The 11,651-nt window shown below is 36.5% G+C and carries 12 protein-coding genes, 1 rRNA gene and 1 riboswitch; of the genes, 1 reads left to right on the top strand and 12 read right to left on the bottom strand.

What is annotated here, in order from left to right; genetic code table 11:
* A 16S ribosomal RNA gene (locus BM137_RS11055) occupies positions 1-209 on the bottom strand; the annotation flags it as partial.
* A 560-nt stretch (positions 210-769) separates the two neighbouring features.
* Entirely contained in the window at positions 770-1,474 is a 705-nt protein-coding gene (locus BM137_RS11050) for an O-methyltransferase (RefSeq protein WP_092481226.1), read from the bottom strand.
* Positions 1,475-1,612: 138 nt separating this feature from the next.
* On the opposite strand from BM137_RS11050, the gene cbpA reads away from it, so the two are divergent.
* Positions 1,613-2,248 carry a cyclic di-AMP binding protein CbpA gene (gene cbpA / locus BM137_RS11045; protein ID WP_092481225.1) on the top strand — a complete coding sequence of 212 codons (636 nt, stop codon included), beginning with the start codon at positions 1,613-1,615 and terminating at the stop codon, positions 2,246-2,248.
* 81 nt (positions 2,249-2,329) lie between these two features.
* Here cbpA and BM137_RS11040 read toward each other — a convergent pair whose 3' ends face one another.
* The 10 genes from BM137_RS11040 to BM137_RS10995 all read right to left on the bottom strand — a co-directional run bounded on the left by BM137_RS11040 (position 2,330) and on the right by BM137_RS10995 (position 11,491).
* Positions 2,330-2,824: a QueT transporter family protein gene (locus tag BM137_RS11040; protein ID WP_092481224.1), complete on the bottom strand. Its 495-nt coding sequence runs from the start codon at positions 2,822-2,824 to the stop codon at positions 2,330-2,332.
* A gap of 4 nt (positions 2,825-2,828) precedes the next feature.
* Positions 2,829-2,874: riboswitch (PreQ1 riboswitch) on the bottom strand.
* Between the two features lie 151 nt (positions 2,875-3,025).
* A complete protein-coding gene (locus BM137_RS11035; RefSeq protein ID WP_092481223.1) occupies positions 3,026-3,382 on the bottom strand; it encodes a type II toxin-antitoxin system PemK/MazF family toxin in 357 nt (118 codons plus the stop codon).
* Positions 3,383-3,413: 31 nt separating this feature from the next.
* Positions 3,414-3,665, bottom strand: coding sequence for a hypothetical protein (locus BM137_RS11030; protein ID WP_092481222.1), 252 nt, complete (start codon positions 3,663-3,665; stop codon positions 3,414-3,416).
* Between the two features lie 137 nt (positions 3,666-3,802).
* Entirely contained in the window at positions 3,803-4,924 is a 1,122-nt protein-coding gene (gene alr, locus BM137_RS11025; protein WP_092481221.1) for an alanine racemase, read from the bottom strand.
* A gap of 25 nt (positions 4,925-4,949) precedes the next feature.
* Complete coding sequence (acpS, locus tag BM137_RS11020; protein WP_092481220.1) at positions 4,950-5,306, bottom strand: holo-ACP synthase; 357 nt, start codon at positions 5,304-5,306, stop codon at positions 4,950-4,952.
* 189 nt (positions 5,307-5,495) lie between these two features.
* Positions 5,496-7,052 carry a degradosome RNA helicase CshA gene (gene cshA / locus BM137_RS11015; RefSeq protein WP_092481219.1) on the bottom strand — a complete coding sequence of 519 codons (1,557 nt, stop codon included), beginning with the start codon at positions 7,050-7,052 and terminating at the stop codon, positions 5,496-5,498.
* Positions 7,053-7,521: 469 nt separating this feature from the next.
* The gene (locus BM137_RS11010; RefSeq protein ID WP_092481218.1) at positions 7,522-8,907 is read right to left on the bottom strand and encodes a UDP-N-acetylmuramoyl-tripeptide--D-alanyl-D-alanine ligase; all 1,386 of its coding nucleotides are present in this window, start codon (positions 8,905-8,907) and stop codon (positions 7,522-7,524) included.
* A 75-nt stretch (positions 8,908-8,982) separates the two neighbouring features.
* Positions 8,983-10,092 carry a D-alanine--D-alanine ligase gene (locus BM137_RS11005; RefSeq protein WP_092481217.1) on the bottom strand — a complete coding sequence of 370 codons (1,110 nt, stop codon included), beginning with the start codon at positions 10,090-10,092 and terminating at the stop codon, positions 8,983-8,985.
* A 153-nt stretch (positions 10,093-10,245) separates the two neighbouring features.
* Complete coding sequence (locus BM137_RS11000) at positions 10,246-11,016, bottom strand: hypothetical protein (protein WP_092481216.1); 771 nt, start codon at positions 11,014-11,016, stop codon at positions 10,246-10,248.
* Positions 11,017-11,227: 211 nt separating this feature from the next.
* The gene (locus tag BM137_RS10995) at positions 11,228-11,491 is read right to left on the bottom strand and encodes a type B 50S ribosomal protein L31 (protein ID WP_092481215.1); all 264 of its coding nucleotides are present in this window, start codon (positions 11,489-11,491) and stop codon (positions 11,228-11,230) included.
* Positions 11,492-11,651 lie beyond the last annotated feature (160 nt).

The raw sequence follows: 11,651 nt of genomic DNA, 5'->3' as shown, positions 1-11,651 counted from the left end.
CTTCTTTCTGCCAGGAGACAAAAAGATCTATGCGGTATTAGCATCCGTTTCCGAATGTTATCCCCCGCTTGTAGGTAGGTTACCCACGTGTTACTCACCCGTCCGCCACTCTTCTTTCCCGGTGCAAGCACCGGTAGGAAGCGTTCGACTTGCATGTATTAGGCACGCCGCCAGCGTTCGTCCTGAGCCAGGATCAAACTCTCATATAAAGTCGTCACCCGAAGGTGACTGCTTAATGATGCTTGAAGCTCATTAATTGATTGCTAGCGAATAATTATTCACTAATGTTGTTGTTTCGGCACTTGCCGAAACTCCTTACACGTTTGGTTCGTCTTACTTTGTTTAGTTTTCAAAGGTCAATGCTTGTTTTACAACTTCTATATAATATCATCATCTAAAAGAGTTGTCAACAACTATTTTGAATTAAATTTACTAATAATGAATAAATATTCATCACAGTCGTTTATTCGCTCTCAAGACTTTAATATAATATCATGCTCTTCAATCTTTTGTCAACGACAATTTGAAAAACAATTATTTTAACGTGCTGACATAGCATAAGCAGCAACGTTATTTATAATAACAGAGTTTTATTTGTTCGTCAATAATAAATAAGAGATTTTTATTTACTGAGTGCCTATTACTGTATAGTTATCTCTCACACATCATTCGCTGTATCTTATTTTCATTATAAGATATCTTTCATCTATCTCAGTTATCATGACGCTTATTAAGATAGATGAAAGATTTAAAATTTTTGACTGGTTTGTTATTTTTCCTCTAGTAAATAAGAAAAGTCTGTTTCATCTTGTTTTACAATCAGCAAAAGCCCATCTCCTAGTGGCAATAAACTAGATTCTACTGACGGATGCTTCATAACGACATCTAAAAACAGATTCAATTTGCGATGGATCGTACGAACTTTACGCGGTATATTTTCTTTAGGTTCTAGAATAGTTCCACCTTGAAGAACATCATCCACGATCAGCATTCCCCCAACTTTCAACAATCTCATACATTCAGGGAAGAAATCATAATATTTTGATTTTGCACTATCCATAAAAATAATGTCATAAGGCCCTTCTAGAGTAGGAAGGATATCTGCAGCGTCTCCTTCTAAAAGAGTTACTTTATCTGTGATCCCTTGTTTTTTGTAGTTCTCTTTAGCTTCTTGAAACATTTTTTCATAACGATCAATGGTGGTGACTTGTCCATTTTCGCCAACATGTTGCGCCATTAAACTTGAAGAAAAACCGATAGCCGTTCCAATTTCTAATATTTGTGCAGGTTTTAATTGTCCTAAAAGCAAATTCAAAAATACCACTGTCTCATGAGGGATAATCGGAACTCTTCTTTCGTGAGCATCCTTTTCAATCTCTCCTAATACTCCTGGCAAAGGCTTCTGGGCATTTCTTAAAAATTCACGGACATCATTATTGATAACCGGGCGATCCATCATTTCATTTTGAGTCATTGTTACATCCTACTTTCTTAGTTAGCTTACTGCTGTTTTCTATCCTACATAAATTTACTTTTCTCTATAAAATAGCTGTTGAGAACTTCTATAATGTGGTATCATAAGATTAAATAAAGGTTAAAGGAGAATAGCAAAATGCTCATCAAATCACTCTGTATCCCTAAAAAAAATCTAACAACTGTTAACGAAGACGTTACATTAGAAGAAGCTATTGGCATTCTGGAAAATTCTGGTTACCGCTGTGTTCCAATAGTAGACGAAAGCGGAAAAATTTTCCGAGGAAACATTTATAAAATGCATATATACCGTCACAAAGCTAATGGCGGAGATATGTCTTTACCAGTTACTCACTTGTTGAAGAACGCTACGAAGTATGTTCATTTAGACGATTCTTTCTTCAAGATTTTCTTTACTATTAAAGAGTTGCCTTACATTTCTGTACTTGATCAAGATAACCACTTCTATGGTATTTTAACACATAGTTCATTACTTTCAATGCTACAACAATCTTGGAGTATTGACAACGGAAGTTTTGTTTTGACTATTGCATCTGCTGGCCAAAAAGGAGATTTAGCGATTATCGCAAAAATTATTAACAAGTATGCTTCTATTTCAAGCTGCATCACTTTAGATGTAGAAAGAGAAGACTTGATTCGTCGTACAATCATTACCTTGGAACCAGGAATTACTGAGGATACAGTTGAACAAATTTCAGCGGCTCTAGATAAAAAAGGTTTCCGGATCATTGAAAAAGAGAATTTGAATAACTAAGTCTGATTTTTTCAACGACTGATAGATAAAAAATATACCTCAAAGGCTCTAAGGTCTTTGGGGTATATTTTTTTCTTTCTACTAACTTTTTGCTTCTAAGCGTTTAGCAAAATGGACCTTGTCATTCAATACTTTCATAATAGGAGCTCCGATTCCCATAACAACTAGTTCTCCAAAAGCGACAGTCACATAATTCAACCAAAACGGCGCATCAAAAGCTAGTTTCAATTCCCAAGCAATGATGAACGAGAAAAACATGAACATAAGTATGTTGATTCCCATTTTGATCCAAGTATTTCCTGTCTTTCTTGTTAACACTGTCATCGCTAATAGAGAGATCAATGAATGAGCTGTACCAAAGACGATATCGTACCAGCCTAAAGGTGAGAACAAATTAGCAATAAACACTCCTGCTACAATCCCAATTATGTATTTGCGATTAAAGACTGCTAAATGATTAAATATTTCTGACACCCTGAATTGGATTGCTCCATAAGAAAGGGGGGCAATAACCGTTGTAACCGCCACATATAAAGCTGCTACAATAGCATTCGTTACCATAGTTTTTAATTTCATGATGTACCTCCTAGTTTTTTTACGTGGGATGGTCGACGAACCACGTTAGTTGAACTTTATTATCATAACACCATCGATTTTAAAAAACAATCTTTCTTAAAAAGCTTCTTTTAACGAATCCTTCCACAACAAAAAAAGAACCTTTTTCATCAATAAAAATCATTCAGAAAATGGGTTCTTCGCTATAAGTATATTTAATTGTTAAGTACTGTATTTGGCTACTAATCCAAGACTGATTTCCATAGCTTCATTGATTTTTTCCATAGTAGCATAGTCTAAGTGAGTGACTTTTTCTCTGAGTCTTTGTTTATCAATAGTTCTTATTTGTTCCAATAAAACGACTGAGTCACGTTCAATTCCATGTTTTTCAGCTGAGATTTCTACATGGGTCGGCATTTTTCCTTTTTGGATCTTTGCTGTAATTGCTGCCACAATAACAGTAGGACTATAATGATTTCCTACATTATTTTGCACAACTAGTACAGGTCTCATGCCGCCTTGTTCTGAACCCACAACTGGGGATAAGTCTGCATAATATATGTCCCCGCGTTTAACCATAGGTTACCTCCTCCTACAATACCTGCACGTGCTAGTATTGGGAAAAGACCTCTTTCTCGCATGCCTCAAATTCGTTACATATATCAAGATTTATGCCAGCCATTTCCGAATAACCTTTGCGCAAGGTATCGATTATATTTAGTTTTTCTTTAACGAACCTTGTCATAAAACAACTAACCAGTTCTTCTTCTCCTAGATTCTCCAAAGCGCAGTACTCTTGTACTTGTTCATAAACATCCGCTTCTAATTGTACTTCTACCACTTTAAAGTCTTTATTGCTCATGAATTTGCCTCCTAAAGATTACCAAATACCCGATAAGCAGGAATAACTAGCTTTAGCTTATAGTAACATGTAATCTAAAACATTAAAATAGAATTTTGGATATTCCACTCAATGTTCAAAACTCATTCACAAACAATTTATGAAAGGTAAATTCTCTTGACTCTTTGAGAAATTCCACAAAGCACCTCATAATGAATCGTGTTTAATTTATCCGCAATCTCTTGAACCGTTATTTCTTTTCCGTTGCTTTTTCCTATCAGCACAACTTTTGTACCAACGGGCAATTCTTTAGGCAGTCGAATCATAAATTGATCCATACAAATTCTTCCTACGATTTCACAACGTACACCTTCGACTAATACTTCTTGACCTTGTAAATCACGTGACCATCCATCTGCGTAACCAATAGGAACTGTCCCGATCCACTCATCGTTTTGTGCTTGGTAAGTCGCACCGTAACTGATGTAATCGCCTTGGTTCACTTTTTTCACATGTACAAGTTCACTGATTAAATTTAAAGCGGGTTTTAATGGATACGGGGGGTCCATCAGATTACCTGAAGGATTTAATCCATACATAGCGATTCCAAAACGAATCAATTTAGATGAGTTCTTAGGATGAAATAAAGTTGTAGCACTATTTGCAGTATGAACTATTTTAGGCTCTTTATCAAATGATTTGATCAACTCATTAAATCGTTTTTGCTGCTTCAAAAACAATGAATCATCCTCACTGTCAGCGGTAGCAAAATGGGTAAACACTCCTTCTAATTTCAAAAAGGTACTATTATGTAATTCTCTTTCGCACTCTCTCACTTCTTTTTCAGTTCTAAAGCCTATTCGTCCCATTCCTGTGTCTAAAGCCATATGCACGCAAACAGATTCAGCGTTTTCGCTTTCTCTTAATTTAGTCTCAGCTTTTTGGATCCAGTCTATACGTCCAACTGTCACTGTCAACTGATATTCAGCAGCTATATTAATATAATTCGGATCTATCAAACCTAGAACCAAGATCGGCTTAGTAATCCCTGCTTCTCTTAACTCTATCCCTTCATCTAGTAAAGCTACACAAAATCCGTCTACACCGCTTTGCAAAGCAGTTTTAGCAACTTCTACGGCCCCGTGCCCGTAAGCATTTGCTTTAACTACTGCATAAATCAGCTCGTCATCTGCTAGTCGTTTTCTTTCTTGAAGGATATTCCATTGTATGGCTTCTTTATCGATAATTGCTGCAGTGTTCCGGTATTCTCCAGTAACCAAGTTACTCTTCCTTTCTTAGTACAAATCAAACTCGTCTCTCAAGCACTACTTGTGCAGCAGCGATTGAATCTGTATGAGTAATACTCAAGAAAACATTTCCATCAAAAGTACTTTTTGTCACTACCGGTTTCCCCAGTTTATCCGGTAAGATTTCGATGTCTTTGAAACCCAGCTTACCGATCCCAGTCCCGACAGCTTTTGAGTAAGCTTCCTTAGCCGCGTATCTTCCTGCTAAAAATTCCATTTGTCTTTTGCCTGTTAGCTGAGAAAAAATGGCTGACTCTTTATCTGTTAAAACTCGGTCTGAAAAAGTGTTCTTCCTAGTATAAGCTTTTTCGATACGACTTATTTCGGTAATGTCCAATCCTATCCCAATAATCATTTAAGACTCCTTCAATTACTTAATCTTGTTTTCTCCTTAGTATACACTATTGAATCACAAAAAATCATTTCATTTTTGAACTATTTACCTATATTTTATGATAAAGGTTTCTTCTAAAAAAAACACTTAATAACTATTGAAAAAATTCAAAAAGGAGACGGATAGTATCCATCTCCTTTTTGAATTTAATTATTTTTGACGGATAGTGAAATCGCGTTTGCTGTTTCCTGATCCACGACGGTCACTGCTTTTTTTATCAGTAGATCCGCTTTGGCGTTTATCAGAAGAGTTGTAGCGTTTTTCGCCACCACGGCTGCTGCTGCTTCCACGACGACTGTCAGGACGTTTTGCGCCACGACGGTCTCCGTAAGTTTTACCTTTCGAACGAGGACGACCTTTTCCACCGCCGCCACCTTTGTGGGACTTGTTAGGAAGTGGACGTTCTGGAGTGATTTTTACTGGAATTTCAGTTGAGTCTTTAATCATGCTCTTCAAGAAAGCAGCTGCTAAATCTTCTGCTGAAAATTCTTCCAATAAACTATGAGCAGCTTTTTCATAACGTTCCAACTCATTTTTTTCAATCAGTTCTTGAACTTGATCCATCGCTGCTTTGATTTGACCTTTGTACGCTTCTGAATCAGAAGGCGGACGTAAAGGAGTCATTTCTTTACGAGTTAAGTTCTCGATCGTACGTAAATATCCCATTTCATTTGGTGTAATGAAAGATACAGACATACCTTCTTTACCAGCACGACCAGTACGGCCGATACGGTGAACATAACTTTCAGGATCTTGAGGAATATCAAAGTTATAAACGTGAGTTACGCCTGAAACGTCTAATCCACGAGCTGCTACGTCAGTAGCGACTAAGATGTCTACTCTTCCTGATTTGAATGCTTTTAATACACTCATACGTTTTTGTTGAGAAAGGTCACCGTGGATTCCTTCAGCACGGTATCCGCGCATTTCTAATCCTCTGGCAATTTCATCAACACGACGTTTTGTACGACAGAAAATGATAGACAATTCTGGCGTTTGAACATCGAATAAACGAGTCATGATATCGAATTTTTCAAAATCTTTACATTTAACAAAATATTGATCAATCAATGCACTTGATAATGTTTTTGTTTTGATTTGAACGTGCTCAGGATCTTTCATGAACTTAACGCCGATACGTTTGATAGCAGCTGGCATTGTTGCTGAAAACAATAATGTTTGACGTGCAGCTGGAGTTTCTTGAATGATACTTTCGATATCTTCAATGAATCCCATATTTAACATTTCATCTGCTTCATCAAGAACCAATGTTTCCACGTTGTTTAATTTCAATACTTTACGTTTGATTAAATCTAGTAAACGTCCTGGAGTACCAACAACGATGTGTTGTCCATCTTTTAGTCCACGGATTTGGCGGCTAATGTCAGCTCCACCGTAAACAACTTGTACTTTAACTTTTTTATCGCGGCTCAAACGGAATAATTCTTCTTGAGTTTGAATAGCTAATTCTCTAGTCGGTGCAATAACCAACCCTTGAACATTTTTGTTTGTATTGTCGATTTTTTGCAACATTGGCAATCCAAACGCAGCAGTTTTACCTGTACCTGTTTGAGCTTGTCCAATAACATCTTTTCCTTCAATAGCTAAAGGAATCGTTTGTTCTTGAATGGGTGTAGCTTCCTCGAATCCCATTCTTTCAATTGCTTTAAGCAATTCTGGTGTTAATCCTAATTCTGAAAATTTCAACTAATTTTCCTCCCGTAATTTGAAAACCTAAAGAGAGTTTTTGCAAAAAAAGAACAGGTATAATGTTGATCTTCATCAAGGACACCTGCTATGGTCAGTCTTTATAAATTCCTGGCAACTAAACTCGGTTGTCGCCAGCAGCTTCTTCTCATATAACAAGCTTGTAAACACAAGCTACTTATTTTCTGCTTTTCTGAGTTACTTAAACCCTCAGTGTTTTCATTTCTCAATTCGTTGCCTAATTTGCAACTTTTCTAATAATATCACTTAAAAGTTTATTTAGCAATGTTTTTAACTCGATGTTTCAATGAACACGTTTCCTAACTCAATGTAAGGGAGTTCATTTGTCACATGCGCTTCTTATTTACTTTTTTCAGCCATTTCTATAAAACAGATTCTTTACAAATCAAAAAATCCCCTTAAAGAAGTCAGAATTTTATCACACTTCTTTAAAAGGATTTCTTTTTGATTAATCAGCTTTTAGTGATTCTACTACAGACAATAAGTCTGTTCCAAAACTGGACTTGATTAAAATATAGTCTTCTTTATTTAGTTTGTTTTTGATTTCTTCTATTAAAGGAGCTTTATCTCCAACAAATGAATGAACAGCATCTTTATTAAAACGACTTTCATTCCATAAAGCTTCTGCTACTGCTTCCATTTCTGTTCCATATAAATAAACTTCATCTATACAGTCAGGATCTAATGAATCTTTTATGCTTAAATGCAATTCTTTAGACATTTCACCGAGCTCCAACATATCTCCTAAAACGACGATTTTTTTGCCGTTGTTTTCTAATTGACTGAAGTTTTCGATTACTAATTTCATTGCAGTAGGGTTAGCGTTGTATGAATCATTCAAAATCATACTGCCGTTGATACCTCGATCCCATTCTGTACGATTTTTTGTTAATTGGAATTGGGCCAACGCTGAATAACTTTTTGAAATTGGAATACCCAGCACTTCTCCCGCCGTCAAAGCCGCTAAAGCATTGTTCACATTGTAAGTTCCTAATACTGGGATTTTAATCTCAATTGTCGGATCTGCATTCACAGTAAATGTCGTTTCTCTCATTTGGCTGTTAACTTGAAGAGGATGTAAATCGTTCGTTGAGTCAGCTCCAAAGGTTTTTAACTGAATTCCTGTCAGATCTTTCACTCTTTCTTGTAGTAATATCTCTTCTCCCGGATAGATTAAGACACCATTCTCTTTCACTCCAGCGATGATCTCCATTTTTGTGGTTGCAATATTAGCTCTAGAACCCAGGAATTCAATATGAGATTCTCCAATCATCGTAATGATCGCAACATCTGGTTCTGCGATTCGAGACAAGACTTCGATCTCTCCTTTGTTGCTCATCCCCATTTCCAAAATGACGACTTCTGTATTCGAGGGCATACTCAAAATAGTGATGGGCAATCCAATATGGTTGTTAAAGTTCCCTTGTGTCTTATGCACACGGTAGCGACTAGACATAACAGCTTCAGTCATATCTTTTGTAGTCGTTTTTCCATTACTTCCTGTGATTGCCACTACTTTGGGACCCACTTTTTTCAAGTAGTATTTCGCCAATTCTTGTAAGGCCAATAATGTATCTTCTACTTGAATAACCGGGAAATCTGCAGGGGCATCCGTCAAAGGAGCACTCCATAAAGCCGCCTTAGCTCCGTTGGTTATGGCATTTTGCACAAATCGATGTCCATCATTTTCGCCAATCAACGGCACAAATAAAGACCCGGGCTCCATTTTTCGCGTGTCAAATCCCACTGCTGTAATTTCTACATCATTCCACTTGCTTGTCTCATTTAATGCGCCTAAAGCTTGAGCTATTTCTTTTACTGTTAAAGAAATCATTTCTCTTCCTCCATACAAAAAGAGGCTGGACCGAAAATACCTAGTCAAGCCCCTTCAGCTTTTTTATTCTATTGATTAGTTCATTGCTTCGCGATTCTTTTGCTGGAAAGCTTGTCTTTCTTCAAAACGTTTCAAAGCCAATTGGATTAATTCTTCAATCAAATCTCCATAATTTAACCCAGTATGCTGCCACAACAACGGATACATACTATAAGCTGTAAACCCAGGCATAGTATTGATCTCATTGACAAAGATTTCTCCATTGTTGGTTAAGAAGAAATCACATCGACTTAAGCCGCTGCCATCAATAGCTTGAAAGGCTTTTACTGCATAAGTTCGCAATTTAGCAGTCGTTTCTTCTGACAATTGAGCTGGAATCTGCATTTTCACATCATTTGTAATGTATTTAGAGTCATAATCGTAAAAATCTACTGATTTAAGCAATTCTCCAGGAACAGACGCATGAATGTCGTCGTTGCCTAATAAAGCAACTTCTACTTCTCTCGCTTCTTCAACACCTTGTTCGACAACTACTCTGCGATCATATTGAAAGGCTTGTTGAATCGCTGCTTCTAATTCTTCTCGATTTCCAGCTTTATTAATACCAACACTAGATCCTAAGTTTGCTGGTTTAACGTACATTGGATAGATCAGAGATCCTTCACAACGAATGAATACTTTCTCTCTTTCGTTTTCCCAATCAAATTTCGAGATTGGTTCGTAAGGAACTTGCGGCAATCCCGCTTGATGGAAAAGATGTTTGGTAACAATCTTGTCCATTCCTGCTGCACTAGCCAGTACTCCCGCACCTACATAAGGCATATTCAAAACTTCAAACAACCCTTGTACCGTTCCATCTTCACCATTAGGTCCGTGAAGAGCCGGGAAAATAACCGCATTTTCTTCTTTAATATCGCTCGGTTGGACCAAGTGACCTTTAGACAAAACAGTTTCTTCCATAGAGAACTGTTTGTCTTCTGAAGGTTCCATGCGCAAAGATTCAGCAAAAGGAACTTCTTCAGCCTGGCGTACGATAGGTCCTCTTATCCATTGGCCTTCTCGAGTGATGTAAATTGGTTCCACTTCATAATATTGATAATAAATTTCTTGAATAATAGAATGGGCAGTTAAAATAGAAATATCGTGTTCTGCGCTTTTACCGCCATACAAAAGAAAAATTTTCATGATTTGTTCCTCCACGTTTCGGACTTATCACTATAAATCAGTCACTGTCGCTAATTCAGGTGTAATTGTATCATATTTTTATTTAGAATCCTAGTTTGGTAAGAACTAATTGATCTCCTTATTGTAGTCGAATAAAAGCTTATGAACTCTTTTTTACAAACTCGGTACCAGTGTCTGCATCTCCTCGATAGTCCATTCTTGTTTTTCATGATTGTACAGCAGTAAAGCCATCAATTCGCTTTCTTTCATTTGAGATTGTAGATTGCGCACTCGATCTTCCACTAAGTATACCTTTATCTCCGAAACCGTATCTCTCGCAGAAATCTTAGAAAACGACAACACTACTCCTTCTTTTAAAAGCGGGGTCAATTGATGCGTGATTTCAAATGGGATCATTGCAATAGTTTTCTGTTTTTTGAATAATTTTCTTCTTTCATTGACACACTGGTTCACTCGCTTTGTAATTTCTCGAGCAAAAAACTCATAAAATAAATTTAAATCACGACAATAAATTTTTGTGAAACCATCAGGAAGCGTCAGCAAAATAAAGTTATTTTGTAGTTTATAATAAAAAGGTGAATGCAGCGATGAATGGGCATGAGCGATGTACAATAATTCTGATATTTCTACCGGCGTCAGTTCATGTAACAATTCTAAATTCTGAAAATCAATCCAGTTGCCTGCTTGTTTAACATATCTTTGATAAGCTTCACTTGTTAAAAACTCTTCTACTTTTTGTTCACCGCGTATCATCCGAAACCCAGTGTATGAATCAAACTCTCCTATATCTTTAGTTGCATTCAACAACAGCAAGTTTTTTAATGGTTGTTGGACGATTTCCTTATAATTGGAAAAACTGATTCCTTTGCTCAAAACTGAATTAGAGACGCTATCCAAATGAACATAGATATAATCGTGCTCCATGATACATTCTCCTTATTTCATAGTCATCATTATTGTACTACAAATCCCCTTTTTTACTGTATCAATATGATGAAATTACAGTTACAATATCGCTTATTCCCAAAATACAGCTGCCATTTCAGCAATAAAAAAACCATTTGGTATTTTATCAGACAAAAAAAGCTCTTCGAAAATAATTTTCGAAGAGCTTTGACTATCCCATAAAATGGAATTAGTTGTCTGAAGTTTTGTCTGCAAGACCATATTTTTTGTTGAAACGGTCCACGCGTCCATCTGCTTGAGTAAATTTTTGACGTCCAGTGTAGAATGGATGTGAGTCAGAAGAAATTTCAACACGGATCATTGGATAAGTGTTGCCATCTTCCCATTCAACTGTTTCAGAAGAACTTTTAGTTGATCCTGATAAGAATTTGTAACCTGTAGTTGTATCCATGAATACAACTTGTCTATAATCTGGATGGATTTCTTGTTTCATATTATTTCTCTCCTTATGCCCTGAATCATCTGCTGAATCAGAGTTATTCGCTGTTTTTTTACAACACTAGCATATTATCATGTTTAATAAACAAATGCAATGAATTATTTCAGCTGAAAAGACTTGTTTCTTTACTTAAAATTGCATGATTAACGGCGTT

The organism is Desemzia incerta, assembly GCF_900115825.1.
In the GTDB taxonomy this organism is placed as follows: domain Bacteria; phylum Bacillota; class Bacilli; order Lactobacillales; family Carnobacteriaceae; genus Desemzia; species Desemzia incerta.
This window is presented reverse-complemented; position numbering and strand designations above follow the sequence as displayed.